The 20877-nt window shown below is 28.9% G+C and carries 20 protein-coding genes, 2 tRNA genes and 1 pseudogene; 10 read left to right on the forward strand and 13 right to left on the reverse strand.

Annotated features, from left to right (window positions below):
* The first annotated feature begins 40 nt into the window (after positions 1 to 40).
* A complete protein-coding gene (locus PG913_RS10325; protein WP_408648489.1) occupies positions 41 to 1189 on the forward strand; it encodes a sensor histidine kinase in 1149 nt (382 codons plus the stop codon).
* Between the two features lie 14 nt (positions 1190 to 1203).
* Here PG913_RS10325 and PG913_RS10330 read toward each other — a convergent pair whose 3' ends face one another.
* Together PG913_RS10330 and greA are read right to left on the reverse strand one after the other, a co-directional pair.
* Positions 1204 to 1596, reverse strand: a complete 393-nt coding sequence (locus PG913_RS10330; RefSeq protein ID WP_271230635.1) for an HIT family protein — start codon at positions 1594 to 1596, stop codon at positions 1204 to 1206.
* A gap of 92 nt (positions 1597 to 1688) precedes the next feature.
* Complete coding sequence (greA, locus tag PG913_RS10335) at positions 1689 to 2162, reverse strand: transcription elongation factor GreA (protein ID WP_271230636.1); 474 nt, start codon at positions 2160 to 2162, stop codon at positions 1689 to 1691.
* A 106-nt stretch (positions 2163 to 2268) separates the two neighbouring features.
* On the opposite strand from greA, the gene PG913_RS10340 reads away from it, so the two are divergent.
* The 3 genes from PG913_RS10340 to purE all read left to right on the forward strand — a co-directional run bounded on the left by PG913_RS10340 (position 2269) and on the right by purE (position 4426).
* Entirely contained in the window at positions 2269 to 2679 is a 411-nt protein-coding gene (locus PG913_RS10340) for a Rieske (2Fe-2S) protein (RefSeq protein WP_271230637.1), read from the forward strand.
* 66 nt (positions 2680 to 2745) lie between these two features.
* Positions 2746 to 3903: a 5-(carboxyamino)imidazole ribonucleotide synthase gene (locus PG913_RS10345; RefSeq protein ID WP_271230638.1), complete on the forward strand. Its 1158-nt coding sequence runs from the start codon at positions 2746 to 2748 to the stop codon at positions 3901 to 3903.
* 43 nt (positions 3904 to 3946) lie between these two features.
* Entirely contained in the window at positions 3947 to 4426 is a 480-nt protein-coding gene (purE, locus tag PG913_RS10350; protein WP_214984972.1) for a 5-(carboxyamino)imidazole ribonucleotide mutase, read from the forward strand.
* 59 nt (positions 4427 to 4485) lie between these two features.
* Here the strand turns inward: purE and PG913_RS10355 are convergent, their stop codons facing one another.
* The gene (locus PG913_RS10355) at positions 4486 to 4743 is read right to left on the reverse strand and encodes a Txe/YoeB family addiction module toxin (RefSeq protein ID WP_271230639.1); all 258 of its coding nucleotides are present in this window, start codon (positions 4741 to 4743) and stop codon (positions 4486 to 4488) included.
* Positions 4744 to 4992, reverse strand: a complete 249-nt coding sequence (locus PG913_RS10360) for a type II toxin-antitoxin system Phd/YefM family antitoxin (protein WP_214983341.1) — start codon at positions 4990 to 4992, stop codon at positions 4744 to 4746. It abuts the gene before it with no gap.
* A gap of 126 nt (positions 4993 to 5118) precedes the next feature.
* On the opposite strand from PG913_RS10360, the gene PG913_RS10365 reads away from it, so the two are divergent.
* Together PG913_RS10365 and PG913_RS10370 are read left to right on the forward strand one after the other, a co-directional pair.
* Complete coding sequence (locus tag PG913_RS10365; protein ID WP_271230640.1) at positions 5119 to 7137, forward strand: M3 family metallopeptidase; 2019 nt, start codon at positions 5119 to 5121, stop codon at positions 7135 to 7137.
* An 82-nt stretch (positions 7138 to 7219) separates the two neighbouring features.
* The gene (locus PG913_RS10370; protein ID WP_271230641.1) at positions 7220 to 8440 is read left to right on the forward strand and encodes a carboxypeptidase-like regulatory domain-containing protein; all 1221 of its coding nucleotides are present in this window, start codon (positions 7220 to 7222) and stop codon (positions 8438 to 8440) included.
* A gap of 100 nt (positions 8441 to 8540) precedes the next feature.
* Here the strand turns inward: PG913_RS10370 and PG913_RS10375 are convergent, their stop codons facing one another.
* Positions 8541 to 9671 (reverse strand): glycosyltransferase, encoded by a 1131-nt coding sequence (locus PG913_RS10375; protein ID WP_333780758.1) that lies wholly within the window; start codon positions 9669 to 9671, stop codon positions 8541 to 8543.
* 173 nt (positions 9672 to 9844) lie between these two features.
* Between PG913_RS10375 and lpdA the strand changes: the two genes are divergently transcribed.
* Positions 9845 to 11245 carry a dihydrolipoyl dehydrogenase gene (gene lpdA, locus PG913_RS10380; protein ID WP_271230642.1) on the forward strand — a complete coding sequence of 467 codons (1401 nt, stop codon included), beginning with the start codon at positions 9845 to 9847 and terminating at the stop codon, positions 11243 to 11245.
* 425 nt (positions 11246 to 11670) lie between these two features.
* Here lpdA and PG913_RS10385 read toward each other — a convergent pair whose 3' ends face one another.
* The 7 genes and pseudogenes from PG913_RS10385 to PG913_RS10415 all read right to left on the reverse strand — a co-directional run bounded on the left by PG913_RS10385 (position 11671) and on the right by PG913_RS10415 (position 19294).
* Positions 11671 to 13788, reverse strand: coding sequence for a peptidylprolyl isomerase (locus PG913_RS10385; protein ID WP_271230643.1), 2118 nt, complete (start codon positions 13786 to 13788; stop codon positions 11671 to 11673).
* A gap of 97 nt (positions 13789 to 13885) precedes the next feature.
* Positions 13886 to 15192: pseudogene (locus PG913_RS10390) on the reverse strand (hemolysin family protein).
* Positions 15192 to 15389: a hypothetical protein gene (locus PG913_RS10395; protein ID WP_271230644.1), complete on the reverse strand. Its 198-nt coding sequence runs from the start codon at positions 15387 to 15389 to the stop codon at positions 15192 to 15194. Before PG913_RS10395 ends, PG913_RS10390 begins: the two are co-directional and overlap by 1 nt.
* A gap of 9 nt (positions 15390 to 15398) precedes the next feature.
* A complete protein-coding gene (gene lptC, locus PG913_RS10400) occupies positions 15399 to 15965 on the reverse strand; it encodes an LPS export ABC transporter periplasmic protein LptC (protein WP_271230645.1) in 567 nt (188 codons plus the stop codon).
* Positions 15966 to 15968: 3 nt separating this feature from the next.
* On the reverse strand, positions 15969 to 17279 hold the full coding sequence (locus PG913_RS10405; protein WP_271230646.1) for a hypothetical protein: 1311 nt from the start codon (positions 17277 to 17279) through the stop codon (positions 15969 to 15971).
* 22 nt (positions 17280 to 17301) lie between these two features.
* A complete protein-coding gene (locus tag PG913_RS10410) occupies positions 17302 to 18570 on the reverse strand; it encodes a hypothetical protein (RefSeq protein WP_271230647.1) in 1269 nt (422 codons plus the stop codon).
* The gene (locus PG913_RS10415; protein ID WP_271230648.1) at positions 18563 to 19294 is read right to left on the reverse strand and encodes a type III pantothenate kinase; all 732 of its coding nucleotides are present in this window, start codon (positions 19292 to 19294) and stop codon (positions 18563 to 18565) included. The genes PG913_RS10410 and PG913_RS10415 overlap by 8 nt, the downstream gene beginning before the upstream one ends.
* Positions 19295 to 19414: 120 nt before the next feature.
* Between PG913_RS10415 and PG913_RS10420 the strand changes: the two genes are divergently transcribed.
* The 3 genes from PG913_RS10420 to PG913_RS10430 all read left to right on the forward strand — a co-directional run bounded on the left by PG913_RS10420 (position 19415) and on the right by PG913_RS10430 (position 20247).
* Positions 19415 to 19487: transfer RNA gene (locus PG913_RS10420), tRNA-Phe, on the forward strand.
* A gap of 60 nt (positions 19488 to 19547) precedes the next feature.
* Positions 19548 to 19620 (forward strand) — tRNA-Phe (locus tag PG913_RS10425).
* A 177-nt stretch (positions 19621 to 19797) separates the two neighbouring features.
* Positions 19798 to 20247 (forward strand): hypothetical protein, encoded by a 450-nt coding sequence (locus PG913_RS10430; RefSeq protein ID WP_271230649.1) that lies wholly within the window; start codon positions 19798 to 19800, stop codon positions 20245 to 20247.
* Positions 20248 to 20315: 68 nt separating this feature from the next.
* Here PG913_RS10430 and PG913_RS10435 read toward each other — a convergent pair whose 3' ends face one another.
* Positions 20316 to 20837: a gamma carbonic anhydrase family protein gene (locus PG913_RS10435; RefSeq protein WP_271230650.1), complete on the reverse strand. Its 522-nt coding sequence runs from the start codon at positions 20835 to 20837 to the stop codon at positions 20316 to 20318.
* Between the last annotated feature and the right edge of the window lie 40 nt (positions 20838 to 20877).

Consider the following 20877-nt stretch of genomic DNA (forward strand, 5'->3'; position numbering starts at 1 on the left):
TCACAAATTAAGTTATTATAGCGAATATTATATATAACGAATGACAATTTTTAAGAATACTTATTGGGTAAAACGAATGACAATTTTCATTTCATTATTAATTGTTTCTTTTATTTTATGGAATACCTATGTGTTTTTTCAAAAATTTAAAGAAGAGGAAAGAGGAAAAATTGAAATTTTTGCTGCTGCTTTTAAAGAACTTGCTTCTAATCCTAATTTAGATGAAAACACCAATTTAATTAATAAAATATATCAAACTATTGAAGATATACCTACTATTTTGGTAAATGAAAGCGGAAGTATTGATTTATATCGAAATTTAGATACTCTTAGATCTGAAAAACCTGAATACCTAGAAGCACAATTAACAATTATGAAAGATCAAAATGATCCTATCATGATTGAATATTTTGGAATTACGCAATATCTTTATTATCGAAATTCAGATTTATTATACAAACTAAAATACTATCCTTTAGCCTTATTATTAATTTTAGGATTATTTTTAACCATTGTATTTATGGTTTATAAATCTAGTAAAGTTGCCGAACAAAATAAACTTTGGACAGGTATGGCAAAGGAAACTGCACATCAAATAGGTACGCCTTTATCATCATTATTAGGTTGGATAGCTATTTTAAGGTCTGAAAATGTTAATGAAGAATATATTATTGAAATTGAAAAAGATGTTGACCGATTAAATACGATTGCAAATCGTTTTTCTAAAATTGGTTCTTTACCTAAATTAAAAAAATACAATATTGTTTCAGAAACAGAAAAAGCCTTTAATTATTTAAAATCAAGAAGTTCTAAACAAATTAATTTTTCTTTTTCTTCGGATAAAAAAGAACTTTTCGCACAATTAAATATAGAATTATATGGTTGGGTTATAGAAAACTTAATTAAAAATGCTATTGATGCTATGCAAGGAAAAGGTAGTATATCTTTAAAAATTAAAGACACTCCTAAATATATAAAAATTACAGTTACAGATTCTGGTAAAGGAATTCAAAAATCAGAATTTAAACAAATATTCACCCCAGGTTTTACAACAAAAAAACGTGGTTGGGGCTTAGGTTTATCGCTCTCAAAACGTATTATTGAAGATTATCACAAAGGGAGAATAGCTGTTCAAAATTCAGAAATAAATAAAGGTACAACCTTTAAAATTTCATTAATTAAGGTTTAATAATACTTTATTTTTTACTCAAAATTACTTGATATCTTTTCTGTTAAAGCTAAAAATTCTTTTTCAGATAATTTTACTTTTTCAACAAACTGAATATCAGCCATAGTATTTAAAGGAATTAAATGTACGTGAACATGTGGTACTTCTAAACCAATCACACTCATTCCAACACGCTTGCAAGGAATCGTTTTTTCAATAGCTTTTGCTACACGAAAAGAAAAAGACATTAAATTAGTATATTCTTCTTTCGATAAATCAAAAAGCTTATTTTCTTCTTTTTTAGGCACTACTAAAGTGTGTCCTTTTGCATTCGGATTCATATCTAAAAAAGCAATAAAATTTTCATCCTCTGCAATTTTATATGAAGAAATTTCTCCTGAAATTATTTTAGTAAAAATACTTGCCATCTGTTATATTATTTTAATGTTTAGTGTTTTGTAAAAATAAAAAAAGCATTGCAGATGCAATACTTTTATTAAAAAACATTATGTCTATATTGTTATCTAGAAATTTCCATAATTTCAAACTTCATAATACCACTAGGTACTTTAATTTCGGCAATATCGCCTAATTTTTTCCCTAACAATCCTTTTCCTATAGGTGAATTTACTGATAATTTACCATTCTTAATATCAGTTTCAGAATCTGCAACTAAAGTGTATGTAAACTCCATACCGTTAGTTGTATTTTTTAATTTTACGATAGAATGAATCAATACTTTAGATAAATCTAACTGACTCTCATCAATAATACGAGCATTGGCAACTACATTTTTAAGCTTCGCAATTTTAGTTTCTAATAAAGATTGCTCTTCTTTTGCAGCATGATACTCTGCATTTTCACTTAAATCTCCTTTATCTATAGCGTCACCAATTTCTTGAGAAACTCTTGGTCTTTCAACATGCTCTAGTTGTGATAACTCGTCTTTTAATTTTTTTAATCCTTCTGCACTATAATATGATACTTCACTCATAATTTTTAATTTAAAAATCTCATACCGATAGGAATGAGATTGCTTTACAAATATACAAAATATTTGTAAATTCGTGACTTTCCTTAATAAACTCAATTTTTAAATAATGAAAAAAATATTTTTCCTTTTTATTTTAATAATTACCATCAGCTGCTCTGATAACGTACCTGTTAACGATTGTTTTAGAAGTATAGAAATGAATGCGATTATCGACTTAACATTACCTGAATTTCAAGGACTATTAGTGCCAAGTGGTAGCTCTCAAAATAAAATTCAAGGACGTGATGTTTTTCTTTTTAGAACAGGAACTAGTGGTTATAAAGCTTTTGATCAGCAATGTCCAGAAAATACCTGTACTTCTTTAATGTCTTTTGATGGAATTCATATTAAATGTCCTTGTGATAATAAAAAATACAATTATTTAACTAACGGAGCACCTATTGATAACCAAGGATGTAGTGCTTTAATGTATTTTGTAACACCTATTAATAGCTCACAATTAAGATTATCTCGTTAATTTTATTTATACTAGACTTAAGATTCTTATTTTTGCAATAACAACAACACATTAAAATATTTATCCTTGAAAAATTACTTTTCTTCAGACTTTAAACTGGGTGTTCTCGGTGGCGGTCAATTAGGTAGAATGCTACTTACCGAAACACAAAAATTTGATATTTACACCGTTATTTTAGGTGATAACAACGAAGCGCCTTGTGCACAAATTTGTAATGAATTTCATCAAGGTGATTTATTTGATTTTGATACCGTTTACAATTTCGGTAAAAAAGTAGATGTATTAACTATTGAAATAGAAAATGTTAATATTGATGCACTTGATAAGTTAGAAGCTGAAGGTTTAACTATTTTTCCAAAACCTGCTAACTTAAGAATTATTCAAAATAAAGCACGTCAGAAAACTTTTTATAAAAAAAACCAAATTCCTACGGCTGATTTTTCTCGTTTTGCTTTTGTTGATGAATTAAAAAAAGTATACGAAAACAAACTTATTGAATTTCCTTTTGTTTGGAAAGCAGCACAATTTGGTTATGATGGTACGGGTGTAAAAGTTGTTCGTAATTCTGATGATTTACAATCTTTACCTGAAGGTGAATGTATTGCTGAAAAATTAGTCCCTTTTAAAAACGAATTAGCTGTTATAGTTGCTAGAAATTCTGATGGCGATATAAAAACATATCCTGTCGTTGAAATGGAATTTCATCCAGAAGCAAATCAGGTTGAATATGTTATTTGTCCTGCAAGAATAGATGAATCAGTAGCTAAAAAGGCACAAGAAATTGCTTTAAAAGTTGCTAAAACTTTAGACTTCGTCGGATTATTAGCTGTTGAAATGTTTCAAACTTCAACTGATGAAATTTTAGTAAACGAAGTAGCTCCGCGTACTCATAACTCTGGACATTATTCAATTGAGGCTAGTTATACCAATCAATTTGAACAACATTTACGTAGTATTTTAAATCTTCCTTTAGGAAATACTGATAGTAAAGTTGCCGGAATTATGGTAAATTTAGTTGGTGAAGAAGGATATACAGGTGATGTTGTGTATGAAAACATGAATACAATTTTAAAAATTGATGGTGTTACTCCACATATTTACGGAAAAAAGACTACAAAACCTTTCCGAAAAATGGGACACGTAACAATTGTTAATGAAGATATTGATATCGCAAGACAAGTTGCACAACAAGTAAAAGAAACAATTCGAGTTATTAGTAAATAATCTTTTTATTTAAATTAATTTAGATAAAACAATACATAAAATTATGGTAGGTATTATAATGGGAAGCGATTCTGATCTTCCAATCATGCAAGAAGCAATCGATATTTTAGAAAGCTTTGATATCAAAATAGAAGTAGATATTGTTTCTGCTCACAGAACTCCTGAAAAATTAGTTGACTATTCTAAAAATGCTCACAAACGTGGTATTCAAGTAATTATTGCAGGTGCAGGTGGAGCAGCTCATTTACCAGGAATGGTAGCATCTATGAGTCCGTTACCAATTATTGGAGTTCCTGTAAAAAGCAGAAATTCTATTGATGGATGGGATTCTGTTTTATCAATATTACAAATGCCAGGAGGAGTTCCTGTTGCAACTGTTGCTTTAGATGGTGCTAAAAATGCGGGTATTTTAGCAGCTCAAATTATTGGTGCTTCGGATGCTAAAGTTTTAGATAAAATTGTAGCTTACAAAGAAGAATTAAAACTAAAGGTTGAAAAAGCGTCTGAAAGAGTTCGTAAATAAAAAGTAAATCTTTATAAATATCAAACCTCATCAATTTTAATATTGGTGAGGTTTCTTACTTAGCGGTAATGATAACGACAAGCTGCTATTAATATTTGTTCATTTTCGTATTTATAAACCAATCGATGTTCTGATGTTATACGCCTTGACCAGTAACCTTGTAAATCTCCTTTTAAAGCTTCAGGTTTTCCGATACCTTCAAAAGGTGTTCGCATACAATTTTTAATGAGTTCATTAATTCGCTTTACTATTTTCTTATCGACTTTCTGCCAATATAAATAATCTTCCCAAGAAGAAGTAGACCACGTTAATTTCATCTACTCGATTAAGTTTTTTTGAACACCTTTATCTTGCTCAAGTTCTTTGATCGAATTTAACAAAATATCTCTATTTTTTCCTGTTAGTAAATAAGTCGTTTCCTTTAATGAATTATATTCATCTAATGATATTAAAACTAAATCTTTACCGTTTTTACGCTTGATAATAATATCACTTACATCATTGACTACTTTATCGAACCAATATTTTAAATTTGAACGAAAGTCTGTATAATTTACTGTTTCCATATTACAAATATACAAAAAAGTACTTAAAAAAGTACTTTTATAAAAAACTTACGCAACAATACATTATTTACTACAAGTAAATTTCGTTATTTTTACTTTTTTATTCATTTTAAAAACACTTATTTAATGAATCCTTTATTACAAGATTTTAAAACACCTCCTTTTTCTCAAATAGAAGAAAAACACTATAAACCAGCTATTGAAAAAGCAATCGAATTAGCAAAAGAAGAAATTAACACAATTGTTAAAAATTCTGATGTTCCATCATTTGAAAATACAACTGTTACTTTAGATTTTGCTGGGGAAAAATTAAATAAAATTACATCAATTTTTTTCAATTTAAATTCTGCTGAAACTAATGATGAAATTCAAAAAATAGCAAAAGAGCTTTCTCCTTTATTAAGTGAGTTCAGAAATGATATTACTTTAAATCAAGCTCTTTTTAATAGAGTAAAAAGTGTTTATCAAACTAAAGATTCTTTAAATTTAACACCAGAACAAAATACTTTATTAGATAAACAATACAAGAGTTTTGCTAGAAATGGAGCTAATTTAAACGATGCTGATAAAACAGAATTGCGTAAAATTGATGCAGAATTATCGAAGCTTTCGTTACAATTTGGTGAAAATGTTTTAGCAGAAACCAATGCTTTTGAAATGCATTTAATTGATGAAAATGATTTATCAGGATTACCAGAAAGTGTAAAAGAAGCAGCTGCAGAAATTGCAAAATCAAAAGAAAAAGAAGGTTGGATTTTCACATTAGATTATCCAAGTTATATTCCTTTTATGACTTATGCTGATAACCGAGAATTACGTAAAAAATTCGCTATTTCAGCTGGTAAAAAAGCATTTCAAGACAACAAATATAACAATGAACAAGTCGTTTTAGACATTGTAAATCTTCGTTATAAAAGAGCTAATTTATTAGGTTATAAAACCCATGCTCATTTTGTTTTAGAAGAAAGAATGGCGGAAAATCCTGAAAAAGTTTTATCATTTTCTAACGATTTATTGAAAAAAGCAAAACCTGCTGCAAAACGTGAATTTGATAATTTAGAAGCCTATGCTAAAAAATTAGACGATATCGATGAGCTTCAAAAATGGGATGGCGCTTATTATTCTGAAAAATTAAAGAAAGAACTTTTTTCTTTAGACCAAGAATTATTGAAGCCATATTTTAAATTAGAAAATGTAATTGATGGTGCTTTTGAAATCGCCAATAAATTATTCGATTTAAAATTTGAAGAAATTACTACTATCGATAAATATCGTGAAGATGTAAAAACATACAATGTTACCGATGCAAACGGAAATTTTGTATCGCATTTTTATGCTGATTTTCACCCAAGAAAAGGAAAAAGAAATGGTGCTTGGATGACTTCATATAAATCACAACAAATTAAAAATGATATTAACGAGCGTCCGCAAGTTTCTATTGTTTGTAATTTTACCAAACCAACCGAAACAAAACCTTCTTTATTAACTTTTAACGAAGTTACTACCCTATTCCATGAATTTGGGCACGCGCTTCACGGAATGTTAGCAAATACAACTTATACAAGCTTATCAGGAACTTCGGTTTCTTGGGATTTTGTAGAGTTGCCAAGTCAGGTTTTAGAAAATTGGTGTTACGAAAAAGAAGCTTTAGAATTATTTGCAAAACATTATGAAACTGGGGAAACAATCCCAATGGAATATGTTGAGAAAATTAAAGAATCGGCTAGTTTTCACGAAGGAATGCAAACTTTACGTCAGTTAAGTTTTGGATTATTAGACATGCAATGGCACGGTAACAAATCACCAGAAACAATTAAATCGGTTAAAGAATTTGAAAATAATGCTTTTGCTGGTACTAAATTATATCCTGAAGTTGCCGAAAATTGTATGAGTACAGCTTTTTCTCATATTTTTCAAGGAGGATATTCTGCTGGATATTATTCGTATAAATGGGCAGAAGTTTTAGATGCTGATGCTTTTGAATATTTCTTAGAAAAAGGAATTTTCAACAAAGAAGTTGCTAATAAATTTAAGGAAAATATACTTTCAAAAGGAGGAACAGAAAAACCAATGGAATTATACAAACGCTTCCGAGGAAAAGAACCAAAACCAGATGCACTTTTAAAACGTGCTGGATTACTATAAATTTTTAAAAAGCCTTTCGAATTAAATCGAAAGGCTTTTTTTATGATTTATCTAAATAAAAAATGTATTTTCGAGAAAAACATTGAAAAAACAAGTACTAATTTTACTTTTTTTTATTTTTGGAACTATTCATTTACAAGCACAATTTTACATTAAAGGAAAAGTTTTTTCTATCGAAAATAAACCTTTAGATGGTGCTTCAGTTTACTTAAACAACACTACTATTGGAACAATCACAAATAAAAAAGGTGAATTTCAATTAAAAATTGATGATGGTAATTACAATTTAATTGTTTCTTATTTAGGCTATAAAACCGAAACACTTCTAATTGAATCCACTTCTAATATTAACTTTTTAACTTTTAACTTACTTCCTGAAGCTAATATTCTAGATGAAGTTGTTCTTCAAAAAACAATATATGATGCCGACTGGAAATACAATTTATCACGATTTAAACAAGCTTTCTTAGGCAGAAGTAAATTAGCTAAAGATTGTAAAATTTTAAATGAAAAGGATTTGCATTTCACATATAGTCCTAAAACAAATACCCTAACGGCCACAGCTAAAAAACCTCTAAAAATAAAACACAACGGATTAGGTTATCTAATAAACTATGATTTAGTTGATTTTACACTAAAAGGACAACAATTATTTTTTAGCGGATATGCACAATATAAAAGCCTTAGAAAAACTACTCGTAAAAAATGGAAAAAAAACAGATTAGAAGCTTATAATGGTTCTCAAATGCACTTTTTAAGAAGCTTAATTTCTAAAGAAATAAAAAAAGAAGGATTCGTTATAAATCAATTCAAACGAATTTCAAACCCTGAAAGGCCTTCTGAACAAGAAATTAAAAGGGCAAGAGAACTCGTTTTATTATATAACAACAAAATAGATTACTCTAAAAAAATTACTGAAATTAAAACTCCTTTAGACAATGCTTTATCAATCTTACAAAAATCAAAGCTTCCTAAATATCATGATTATTTGTACAAAAAAAATATTCCTTACAAAGATATTCTTTCAATAAAAAAAGATGATGTTTTTTTAAATTTCGAAAATTACTTAATGGTTATTTATACCAAAGAACCCGAAGAACATAATTACCTACTAGGTATGTTTGGTAAACTTAAAAAAGCATCAGGTGTACAAACTTCAAATATTGTATTATTAAATAGTAAGGCTTTAATTGATAATACAGGAATACTTGTAAACCCTAATGCTATTTTTAATGAAGGTTATTGGGCTTTTGAAGCTTTTTCAAATATGTTACCTTTAAATTATCAACGCTCAAAGAATTAAACTTTATTCTTAGCTTCAATCCACTTGCTCATATATTTTGTAGCTTGTAATGTTTGATGCTGTAATAAACTTCCAAGGAAATTTTTTGTTCGATGTTCGTCTAAGTTTTCTTCGATTTTTTTAGCTGATTTATAAAAAGAACTTCAATTTTTTCTTTATCATAAATAGTATTGATGATTTCTATACCGTTTTTTTGTGATGCTTTCCAAAGGTTTTCATCTGAATAAATCGCTATTGCTTTCTTAGCAAATTCATTAAAATCATCTTCAATAAAACCATTCCACTGAAAATCATCGTGCATTCCCTCTGCTCCAATATTTGTTGTAATACTTGGTGTTCCACAAATCATTGCTTCGGTTAATTTTCCTTTTATTCCTGCTCCAAAACGTATTGGAGCTAAAACAACTTTTGCATTTTTTACAACTTCCATCGCATCCGTAGAAAAACCTTTTACTAAGAATCCATCTTTTTTATTATGTAATTGATTTATTTGTTGCGTTGCATACGCTCCATAAATATGAATTTCGGCTTTTGGAATTTGTTTTCGAATCAATTGCCAAACTTCATTTTTTAATTGTAAAACAGCATCAACATTTGGAGCGTGAAAAAAGTTCCCGATAAATATAAAATGTACTCGCTCATCAAAAGGTTTCCAATTATTGATGACTTTCTCATCGAGTTTATCTAATAGAAAAGGCAAATGATACAGTAAATTTTCATCGATTTTAAAAACATCTTGAAGCAATTTCATTTCATAAGTTGAAATAATCAAACTCAAATCACATCTTAAAATTGAGGCTATTTCTCGTTTTGCATCTGTAGATTTTAATAAAGCATCCGTAGAAAAATTTTGTCCTTTTTTTAATTGCTGATGACGAGTTTTACGTAAAAAATGTAAATCTTCAGTATCTAAAATACGTAGTGCATTTGGGCAGTTTTCGGCAACTCGCCAACCAAATTGTTCTTCCATCATAAAACGGTCAAACAATACAATAGTAGGATTTAGATTTTTGATAAAATAATCAAAAGAAGCTGAATTTAATTCAATTGAAGCTTCATTTACATCAATTTCTGATAAATTTAATGCCTTTTCGCCTTTTTGTGCTGGTGATGCAAAAGTTATTTTGTAATTATTTTTTTTAAATAATTCAATTAATTGTAACATTCTGCTTCCTGCAGCCGAAGAATTTGGTTCTACCCAAACATAACCGATAATTAATAATTGCTTCATAAAGCTCAAAGTTAGCGTATTTAATGTTATTTTTTGATAAAAAGTAATCGAATACATACTTCAACAAATCAACTTTTATATGTAATTTTGCATCTATTATTACAAAAAACTAAATATAAACTGATAAAATAGTAAGTTTTATCAGATATACATAAATAATAAAAATACAACTTATGAAATACGATTTAATCGTTATCGGTTCTGGTCCTGGTGGATATATTTCTGCCATTAGAGCTGCACAATTAGGATCAAAAGTAGCTATTATCGAAAAATACTCAACTTTAGGAGGTACTTGTTTAAATGTAGGATGTATTCCTTCTAAAGCTTTATTAGATTCTTCTCATCATTATTATGATGCTGTGAATCATTTTGATGAGCATGGAATTACAGTAGAAAAGCCATCTTTCGATTTTGGAAAAATGGTTGATCGTAAAGCTAAAATTGTAGAAACTACAACTGGTGGAATTAAATACTTAATGGACAAAAACTTAATTACTGTTCGTGAAGGTTTAGGTTCTTTTGAAGATGCTACACACGTAAAAGTTACTAAAAATGATGGTACTTCTGAAGTAATTGAAGGAACTAATATTATTATTGCTACAGGTTCTAAACCTAGTACATTACCTTTTATCAAATTAGATAAAGAGCGTGTTATTACTTCTACTGAAGCTTTGAAATTAAAAGAAGTTCCTAAGCACTTATTAGTTATTGGTGGTGGAGTTATTGGATTAGAATTAGGTTCTGTTTACAAGCGTTTAGGTGCTGATGTAACAGTAATTGAATATGCCCCAAAAATTACACCTACTATGGATGCTGATGTTTCTAAAGAACTTACTAAAGTTTTAAAGAAACAAGGTATGAAGATTAACGCCAATCATGGTGTTACTTCTGTTGAAAGAAACGGTGATGAAGTTATCGTAAAAGCTACTAACAAAAAAGGTGAAGAAGTTACTTTTACTGGTGATTACTGTTTAGTTGCTGTTGGTCGTAAATCTTATACTGAAGGTTTAGGGTTAGAAAAAGCTGGTGTAAAAGTTACTGAAAGAGGAATGGTTGATGTAAATGACCATTTACAAACAAGTGTTTCTAATATTTATGCTATTGGTGATGTTGTTCGTGGAGCAATGTTAGCACATAAAGCGGAAGAAGAGGGTGTTGTTGTTGCTGAATACTTAGCAGGACAAAAACCTCATATTGATTATAATTTAATTCCTGGTATTGTTTATACTTGGCCAGAAGTTGCGGCTGTTGGTAAAACAGAACAAGAATTAAAAGATGCTGATGTTGCTTATAAAGTTGGTAAATTTTCTATGCGTGCTTTAGGTCGTTCTAGAGCTAGTGGAGATTTAGACGGTTTTGTAAAAGTTTTAGCTGATAAAAATACTGATGAAATTTTAGGAGTTCATATGGTTGGTGCACGTGTTGCCGATTTAATTATGGAAGCTGCCGTTGCAATGGAATTTAGAGCATCTGCTGAAGATTTAGCAAGAATTTGTCATGGTCACCCGACATATTCAGAAGCTGTTAAAGAAGCTGCAAAAGGAGCTTGGGATGGTAAGCCTTTAAATGCTTAGAATATTTTAAAATACATTTTTTTAAAAGGCAATCTCGTTAGAGATTGTCTTTTTTTTTGAAGCTATTTCCCGCTTTCCGCACTCGCTTTTTTTATTTTTTCAAAAGAAAAATAAAAAAGAGCTCAAACAATTGCTTCAATCGGGGCTAGGCATATTAACTAAATTACAAAAGCGTTAAATAGTTTTTAATACTACTAATAACTTAATTAAAAATACTTTATATCTAAAAAACAGAATCTCTCAAACTAAATTTATTTCAGTTTCATATCCTGATTTGCCGTAGTTCTTCTCTTTATGCGATGCTGAAATAAATTCAGCGTGACGTTTAGATATAAAAAAATACTTTAGTCAAAATTTAAATAGGTTCTAAAAAAAAACCGAACTAAATAAGTTCGGCTTTTTTATAAAATTAATTTATATAACTACTAAATTCCGTAAAAAGAAGTCATGTTATCTTGAATGTCAGACGCTTTTTTAATAGCTTCATACATTTGAAAAGTTTTATTTTTTCTTTCGTTAACTAAACGATTTCTAAAAGAATCATAGTTTGGTAAAGCTGTTGGTAATTTTTTAGAAACTACTTCAAAAGCAAAAACTCCTTTATCACCTGAAACATTTTTAACAACTGTATTTTCTTTAGCGTTAAGCATTGCTCCTACTATTTTAGGCTCATACCCTACACCAGAAATTGTTGGAGACTGTAAGTTTACATCCGTAGCATTTTTAACTGTTACAGAAACCGATTTAGCTATCTCATCTAAAGTAGCTCCTTTAATTTTTGCTTCAATTAATTCTGCTTTTCTTTGATTTGTTAAAATAGGACGTACTTTTGAAGTTGCTTTTTCAGCAGACATTAAACCTTTTTTAGTTTTATTAGTTAAAGTAGCTACTACATATCCTCCTTCAATATCAAAACGTTTAGAACTACCTTCTTTAACATCTTTATCAAAAGACCAAGTAATAATTTCTCTTTCGTTACCAATACCTGCAACTGTTTCATCTAAAGGCTTTAAACCAATTGCTGGCTGAGAAGTTAATTTTTTATCTTTTACAACTTCTTCAAAACTTTTACCATTTGCTAATTCTAAAGCAAAAGCTTCAGCATTTTGAAAAACAACATTTTCTGTTGCTTCAGAAGCAACTATTTTACGTCCAAATGTAGCTAATTTAACAACTGATTGAAAATTCTTCTGACCATCAATTTTAATTACATGAAAACCAAATTGAGATTTTACAACTCCTACAGCATCTTTTTTACCTTCAAAAACGAAATCTCTAAAAGATGGCACCATTCTATTGTAACCAAACCAATCATAAAAACCACCTTTTTCAGCAGAACCTTTATCCGAAGAAAATTGTTTTGCTAAATCAGCAAATTTTGCTTTACTTCCTTTTACTATTGCTAATAAACTATCAGCAGTTTGTTTTGCTTCTACTTCTGTTTGAGTAACTGTAGCATCTGCACTAGAAGCTCCAACAAAAGGAATTAAAATATGACTTGCCTTAGCAGAATCTGGTAATTGAACAACTGCTGTTATTTTTGATAATTTAAATTGATTTGCATCTTTATAAGGACCAAAAACATCGCCTTGTTTACCTGTAAAAATAGCTTCAGCAATTCCTTGTGGTACTTGAGATTTAAATTTATAGTTAGTATCTAATGTTACATCAGAATCATTTTCTGATAAAAACGTAGTATAATCAGTAGTATTTTTTAATCCTTTTACAGAAACATTTGCTTTAGTAACTGAATCTTCAATTAATTTAGCAACTTGTGCTTTAATAGCTGCTTCATCTTCAGTTGTAGCTTTAATGTCAAACTTTACAAAGTTAATATCTCTTGAGGCAGGCACTTGAAATTCTTGTGAATGCTTCGTAATATAACTTTTAATATCGCTTTGTTTTAAATCTACTAAATCATCAGCAATTGAAGTATAAGGAACATATACATATTTACCAGAAATTTTAGTATTTTCAATTAAATACTGTGCTTCTCCTTCTTTTAATGAAGCTCCTAAACCAGCAGCAACAAGATTGTCGTATGCTGTTTTTTCAAGATTATTTTTTAGTGAAGACATGTAGTTTTGCCAATTTCTCCAATCAGCACCATTCTCTTCTTTAATTGTAGCTAAATAACTTTTCAGTTTATTTTTATCTAAAATATTAGATGTTTGAAACTTTGGATCATTTTGTATGAATTCAGTTTCATATAACTTATTCATAATATCAGCATCACCTACAGTAATTCCTGCTTCCTCTAACTGAGTTTTATAAATTCGTTGTCTAATAATGTTACCCCAAACAGTTTTTGCTGCTTGCATTTCAGAAACACGGTTACCAGTTTGTGTTTTATATGCATCTAAAGCTTCTGCAAATTCTTGACGAGAGATAGTTTCTCCGTTTACTTCGCCAATTTCATTTACTTTACTTGCATTAAAAAAGTCTGATATTGTAGAAGGGTCTAATACAAAAGCAAAAAGTGCTAAACCAATTACAAGAATTAAGAACATTGAACGTTCTCTAATTTTCGATAAGATTGCCATACGTTATTTATTTTATTAACAGTGAGCGAAAATACAATTTCACTTTAAATAAAACAATGTTTTTTAAAGCTGTTTTTCAAGGAACTATACTTTATAACTATTCGTGTTTTTTAAAATCGTCTTTATCTATTACTTTTAAATACAGATCGTCAATTTTTGTGGCACTTACTTTTAATATTTTTATATACAATTTATCTAGCTGTAAAACATCGCCTTGCTCAGGTATTGTTTCGGTATGATTTATAATAAAACCACCTAAAGTTTCGTATGCTTCTTCTTTTGGAATATTTAAATCGTACTCTTCATTTAAATAATCGACCTCTAAACGTGCCGAAAAATTAAATTCATGATTATTAATCTTTTCTTCTAAAAACTCTTGATTATCGTGTTCATCTTCAATTTCGCCAAATAACTCTTCAACTACATCTTCAACAGTAATAATACCTGAAGTACCACCATATTCATCAACAACAACAGCAATACTTTTTCTTTTTTTCATCAAACTATTTAAAACATCGTTGATAATCATTGATTCTGGCACAAACTCAACAGGTAACAATATTGATTTAATTGATATCGGGTTTTTAAATAATTCAAAAGCATTTACGTATCCTAAAATATCATCTAATGAATTTTTATAAACCAAAATTTTAGAGAAACCAGTTGTTATAAATATATTTTTAAGCGTTTCTACCGATTCATGCATATCAATAGCCATAATTTCGGTTCGAGGCACCATAATTTCACGAGCTTTTACCTTATGAAATTCTAATGCATTTTGAAAAATCTGAATTTCAGAATCAACAGTATCATCATCATTTCCTCTATCTAATTCTTCTAAAATATAATTTCTTAACTCTTCTTTACTAAACTCGGTTTTAAGTTCATCTTCTTTTATTCTGAAGATAAGAAAAAGAAAAAAATCTGAAATTTGAGTTATAACCCAAGTAATTCCGTAAAATAATAAATAAAAAATATATGCAGGAAATACAAAAAATTTAAGCATTTCGTTCGCATAAATTCGAAACATTGTTTTAGGTAAAAATTCTGCTGTTACTAAAATAACGATTGTAGAAATTATTGTTTGAGTTAATAAACTTAAATCATCTAACAAATAATTTATAAAAGTAATATTGCTTGGTAACGCCATTTGAAACCAATTCATTAATAATCTCCCCATAAAATAACTATAAATTACCAACGCAACATTATTACCAACCAACATTGTGGTTATAAACTTTGAAGATTTTTCGGTAAGTACAGCTAATATTTTAGGTAAAAAACCTGCTCTTTTTTTTCTAACTCAATATGTAATTTATTGGCAGAAATAAAAGCTATTTCCATTCCTGAAAAAAAGGCTGAAAATAATATAGATACAAAAATTACAATGATTTCAAATTCCATTATTTTTGTTGATTTCTCTTTGCTATTTTTTTTCTAAAATGACGTTTAAAAAAGAAAATTAAAGTAATAAAGATACCAAAACCAAACATAATAAATGCTTCTTGTCTATCAGAATTAAATTTTAAAATTCCTTCAACAAAAAAAATCACTCCAATAACTAAGTAACCGTATTGTAAATATTTCCAAAAAGTGTTCATCTATTTTATTTATTTTTGATTTGCTTGCAGATTACCTGTAATATCTTTAGCAATCCATTTTGTTAAATTTTCTTTTGATTCAAATCCAAAACCATTAATAGTGTCTTGTAATGTTGTCAATCTAAAACCATCTTCTGTAAAGAAATAATGTTCTTTTTGATCCCAAAATAATTGATTCGTTTCTAACTTGGTATTTTCGTTATAATTTAAAATAACTACATTTCCTTTAATTTCAGAAATTGCAGTTTTATTATATGTTATCGCATAATTTCCTGTAATACTTGTTGAATCTTTTTCTGATTTATCAATAGAAATAATTTCAATTCCTTTAGGAAACTCAGTATACGGGTGTTGTTTACGATTAGAAAAATCGTGAAAAATAGGTGCTTTTGTTTTCGACGTTATTTTTCCTGAATCTTTTTTAATGTGATAAATATTTTTGGCAGTTCCTACTGGCATATTCTTATCTGCTAAAAAATCTCGAACCTCTTTTTTAGAATTCACACAAGAAAAAAGCATTGCTACCAAAAAAATGGTAGCAATGCTATTATAGATATTTGTTACGTATGATTTCATTTATTATGGAATACGAACAGTTTCACCAATCCAACATCCAATTTTATGAGTTGCTCCTGAAGCAACACCTTTTTGGAAAATTAATTTTTTTGATGGCATATTTTTTCTATAACTAGAAATATATCTACCAGCACCACATCCTGGATCTACTTTTTGAGCTTTTTGAGCTTTATTTAAAGCTGCTACATATACCATTCTTTTTTCAAATTCATCACTACCACAAGAGTTTGCGCTTTTTTGATATAAGCTAGCTATTAATAAATAAGCTTTCCCCATATTAGGATTGTACTTTAAAGCTTCATAGGCTAAAGCTCTAGCTCTACTACCCCCTGCACTTTGCGCTTCTCTTAATTTATACTTTGCTTTTTTAAACGGATCTGTTTCTAACTCAAAAGCTTTGTTTTTCATTTCAGCAGCTCCTTTTCTATCTCCATTTTTAGCTAAAACTCCTGCTAAGAAATTATAAGCATCAGCAGATTGCGTAGTTTCAGCATATGCATTTGCTAACTTTTCAAATAAGGGATCTGTTTGACATCCTTTGTTATACATTCTTGAAACAGCTCTTTTTAACCAAACTCCATCAGTTTTGTTTCCTTCAAAATCTCTAGTATAAATAGGAATTAATCTCTCACGTGTTGCTATTTTAGAAATCATTGCATCTAAACCTCCTTCTACTTGACCTAAAGAAGTAGAGTTAATTGTAAAAGCTTTTAAATTTCTTTTTTCTCTAGCTCCAATAGTACCTAAAGAATCTTTAGCTTGTAATTTAGCTATCTTTTTATTATAATCTTCTAATTTTTCTTCTACAGATTCCATTACGTCATCATAAGTATCAAAAACTTTTTGAGGATTTGTATCTTTATTTGTTTCTGCGATTGTTTCAAAATATCTAAAAATATTTTTCACACTCATATCTTTAGGAGAAATATCATATGCTTTCTTTAAGTATACAAAAACTTCTTCATCAGTCGCTAATTTATTATTTATTAAGTAAGTTGCATAATTACTATGTGCTTTTGCAGCTCCTTTTACAGGGAAATTAACAAATCTAGCTTCATAAATTCTTTTAGCTAATACAGGATCTTTTGTTTTTATTGCAATTTTTTCTCCGTATTTATAAATATTAACAGATAGTTTAGGACAATTTGTTAATAGGTACTCTAAATTCGTTTTGGCAGCATCATATTTCTTTGTCTTAGTGTCTCCTTTAAAAAGATTGTATTTCATATTACAATCTTGACTCGCTTGTGCCTTAACACCATTTACGGCTACAAACAAAAATAATCCTGTTAGCAAATACGTAATTTTTTTCATCCTATTATTCGTTTTTATTTGATTAATCTATTTTTCTTTTATTGAACCACTTCACACTATTCAAAGATAAACTCAACCTAACGTTAAAATATTTTTCTTTGATTAAATTATTGTTAGTTGTTCCTCTTTGCCCGTACTCAAACCCAATGTTTACATTTGATAATTGTCTTGGCAGTGGTAAACCTACACCAACATTTATGCCAAAATCTTTTATTACAGTAAAATCAGTTCCTGTTTGTATCAATAAACCTGTGTCTTCAAAACGTAAACCTCCTCTATAGGTAACTCTGTCCCAATAGTTTGATATTGAATTTATTTTAGGAATAAAATACCCTCCTATTGATAATTTACTTGAATCATCATATTTATACCCACTTCCATCAGAAACTAATGAATTACTAGTGCTTAACGAGCTTTTAAATTCCTGATTAACACCAATATACCATTTATTGTCTTTTCCTAAACCAAAACCAAAAACACTTTTTAAAGGAATAGTTACGTCTCCGTTTACAGATCTATTAAATAACTCATCTCTTACTATTTCTTTTTTTGTATTAGTTAAAGCCAGTGAATACATCTTTTCGTTTCCTTTAACAGAAAAATCACTTTTCAATGTAAAAGAAGCACCTGTATATAAGTTTATTTTATTTTTTAATACTCTTTTATATTGTGCACCTAATTTAAATTCACCTCCTCTTACATCTACTTTTTCTTGATATTTTGTTGCTAAGGCAGTACTAGCTCTCTGGTTTAAAATACTTTTTTCTAAGTTACCAAAAACATAACCAGCCTCTAAACCTACTGAAAGTCCTTCAACAATATACATACCAAAACTAGCATATATCTTATTTACTCCTCCTTCTCCAGTAAACAATGTAACATCATCTTCATTTTTAGTATCTAACATAGAATAACCTACAGATGTAAATGGCTGTAAACCTACAGACAAACCTGCTTTTTTACCTAATGGAAATCCTAAAGAAACATATCGTAAACTTGTTGAACTTCCTGATTGAGATATGTTTTCTTTTTCAAGTGTTAAAAAATTTGAACTACCACCAATAGCGTAAGTAGCGACTCTTAAATCTGCATTTGCTGCGGGATTTATAAAGTTTAAGTGATGTTTTTCTTTTAAAGCAACTCCAATTCCTCCCATAGAAGCTTGCTCTACTGTTACTGCTTCAAAAGTTTCACCAATTCCAAAGTAAGAATAAGGTGATGCACTATTTTTTTGTGCAGATATTGTTATTGCGCTAAATACAAGTACTACGCCTATCAGTTTCTTAATCATTCGTTAAATTATATTTCAAAACAGTATGTAATCCTTCCAAAACAAAATTTGGATGGGCAAATATGCCACTTTTTAATTGTTTAGCCAAGAAATATGTGTCTCCTCCTGTTAAAACAACTGTTAAATTGCCATACTTTTTTTTATATTGATCGATAACACCGTCTATTTCATTGCATACGCCATTTATAACTCCCGAATGTATAGACGTATTTGTATTGATTCCAATCAAATTAGAAGATGTTTCTAAAGTTAATAAAGGTAATTTAGATGTAAAATGATGCAAAGCTTTATATCGCATGGCAATACCTGGAGAAATTGCACCTCCTAAATACTCATTTTTATTGTTTATAAAATCAAAAGTGATACAAGTTCCCGCATCAATAACTAAAACATTTTTCTTCGGATACATTTTTACAGCAGCTGCTGCGAGCGCAATTCTATCAACACCCAAAGTTTTTGGAGTTCCATAACAGTTTTTAAAAGGTACTTTTGTCTGAGAGTTTAAAAAAACCGGATGTAAGAGTTCAATTATTTCGTTTTGTGTTTTTTCTGAAATTATTGCCACAGAAGACATAATACTAGCTGAAACAGAAAATTTTAAAATATTTTTTTTTATTTCTGACACTATTTTTTCTTTATCAAAAACAATAACTTCTATCAACTTATCCTGCTCAAAAACAGCTAACTTACCTCTTGTATTTCCTATATCAATAATCAAATTCATCTTTAAAAATATTTAGATTCCAAATTTACACTACATTTTTTTAATAAAAATATGTTTAAAAAATTTGGTAAAGTAAAAAAGTGTTGTATATTTGCACCCGCTAAACGAAAGTAGCAAACTGGTGCCTTAGCTCAGTTGGTAGAGCAAAGGACTGAAAATCCTTGTGTCCCTGGTTCGATTCCTGGAGGCACCACAATAATTTTTTCAATTGCAAAATTGCTAAATTTATTTGTTACTTTTATATAAGCACAACGGTGCCTTAGCTCAGTTGGTAGAGCAAAGGACTGAAAATCCTTGTGTCCCTGGTTCGATTCCTGGAGGCACCACCGCAAAAACCTGAACATTTATTTGTTCAGGTTTTTTTGTTTTTAACAACTTCTTTCCTTTATCATCATCATAAAAAGAATTCTTAAAATGTTAAAAAGTGTTAATATTTATTTTAAGTTTAAACCATTAAAAAAAATACTAGTCATAGATATATAAAAAATTTAAATTTTATCAAAATGAAAAAAATAATAGCAGTATGCGTTTTAGCCCTTGGATTTATTTTTACAATACAGGCTCAAAAAGGAAAACATCATAAATTAGAACAATTTACAATAGAACAACAAACAACACTTGCTGTTAAAAGAATGACTTTAAAGTTAGATTTAACTAATGCACAACAAAATCAAATAAAGCCTTTATTAGCCGATAATATTGCAAAACGTAAAGTTATGCACGAAAAAAGAAAAGGAATGAAAGAAGCTGGTAAAAAGAATGCAAAATTATCAGCTAACGAGCGTTTTAATAAAGAAGTACAAATATTAGATGCTAAAATTGCTTTTAAAGCTGAAATGAAACGTATTTTAGATAAAAAGCAATACGAACGTTTTGAAAAAATAAGTGATAGAAAAATGCATAAAAAACGTAAGCATCATAAAAATAATAAAAAAGAAAAACACAGAGAATAATAAATTTAAAGATTCCCTTTTTATTAAAAGGGAATCTTTAAATTTATTTAATAGGTTTAAAATACAAATTATTTTTCTTCTTTAAACCAGCTCGAATACTCTACATAATTATTAGCGATTCTATCAATTTCTCCTGAAATTAATTCTTTTGATATATCTTTTACTTTTTTAGCAGGAACACCAGCATAAATACTTCCACTTTCTACACGAGTATTTTTAGTAACTACAGCACCTGCTGCAATAATTGAGTTTGATTCTACAACACAATCATCCATAATAATACTTCCCATACCAATTAAAACATTGTCATGAATAGTACAACCGTGTACAATTGCATTATGTCCTACTGATACATTATTTCCTATGGTTGTTGGCGATTTTTGATATGTTGCGTGAACTATTGCTCCATCTTGAATGTTTACTTTATCGCCCATTTTTATATAATGTACATCACCTCTAATTACGGCATTAAACCAAACACTACACTCTTTTCCCATTTGTACATCGCCAACAATTGTTGCATTTTCTGCTACATAACAATCTGAAGGAATTTGCGGAGTTTTTCCGTTTACTGTTTTTATAATTTTCATCTGTTTTTGTTCTTTTAAAATATAATTTTACAGTTTTTTG

The organism is Tenacibaculum pacificus, assembly GCF_027941775.1.
In the GTDB taxonomy this organism is placed as follows: domain Bacteria; phylum Bacteroidota; class Bacteroidia; order Flavobacteriales; family Flavobacteriaceae; genus Polaribacter; species Polaribacter pacificus_A.

Coding starts and splice junctions, on each gene's coding strand:
- PG913_RS10340 (WP_271230637.1), top strand. CDS start 2,269: ATGAAAAAAATATTTTTCCTTTTTATTTTAATAATTACCATCAGCTGC.
- PG913_RS10325 (WP_408648489.1), top strand. CDS start 41: ATGACAATTTTTAAGAATACTTATTGGGTAAAACGAATGACAATTTTC.
- greA (WP_271230636.1), bottom strand. CDS start 2,162: ATGAGTGAAGTATCATATTATAGTGCAGAAGGATTAAAAAAATTAAAA.
- purE (WP_214984972.1), top strand. CDS start 3,947: ATGGTAGGTATTATAATGGGAAGCGATTCTGATCTTCCAATCATGCAA.
- PG913_RS10430 (WP_271230649.1), top strand. CDS start 19,798: ATGAAAAAAATAATAGCAGTATGCGTTTTAGCCCTTGGATTTATTTTT.
- PG913_RS10415 (WP_271230648.1), bottom strand. CDS start 19,294: ATGAATTTGATTATTGATATAGGAAATACAAGAGGTAAGTTAGCTGTT.
- PG913_RS10330 (WP_271230635.1), bottom strand. CDS start 1,596: ATGGCAAGTATTTTTACTAAAATAATTTCAGGAGAAATTTCTTCATAT.
- PG913_RS10375 (WP_333780758.1), bottom strand. CDS start 9,671: ATGAAGCAATTATTAATTATCGGTTATGTTTGGGTAGAACCAAATTCT.
- PG913_RS10405 (WP_271230646.1), bottom strand. CDS start 17,279: ATGAAAAAAATTACGTATTTGCTAACAGGATTATTTTTGTTTGTAGCC.
- lptC (WP_271230645.1), bottom strand. CDS start 15,965: ATGAAATCATACGTAACAAATATCTATAATAGCATTGCTACCATTTTT.
- PG913_RS10365 (WP_271230640.1), top strand. CDS start 5,119: ATGAATCCTTTATTACAAGATTTTAAAACACCTCCTTTTTCTCAAATA.
- PG913_RS10360 (WP_214983341.1), bottom strand. CDS start 4,992: ATGGAAACAGTAAATTATACAGACTTTCGTTCAAATTTAAAATATTGG.
- lpdA (WP_271230642.1), top strand. CDS start 9,845: ATGAAATACGATTTAATCGTTATCGGTTCTGGTCCTGGTGGATATATT.
- PG913_RS10385 (WP_271230643.1), bottom strand. CDS start 13,788: ATGGCAATCTTATCGAAAATTAGAGAACGTTCAATGTTCTTAATTCTT.
- PG913_RS10395 (WP_271230644.1), bottom strand. CDS start 15,389: ATGAACACTTTTTGGAAATATTTACAATACGGTTACTTAGTTATTGGA.
- PG913_RS10410 (WP_271230647.1), bottom strand. CDS start 18,570: ATGATTAAGAAACTGATAGGCGTAGTACTTGTATTTAGCGCAATAACA.
- PG913_RS10355 (WP_271230639.1), bottom strand. CDS start 4,743: ATGAAATTAACGTGGTCTACTTCTTCTTGGGAAGATTATTTATATTGG.
- PG913_RS10435 (WP_271230650.1), bottom strand. CDS start 20,837: ATGAAAATTATAAAAACAGTAAACGGAAAAACTCCGCAAATTCCTTCA.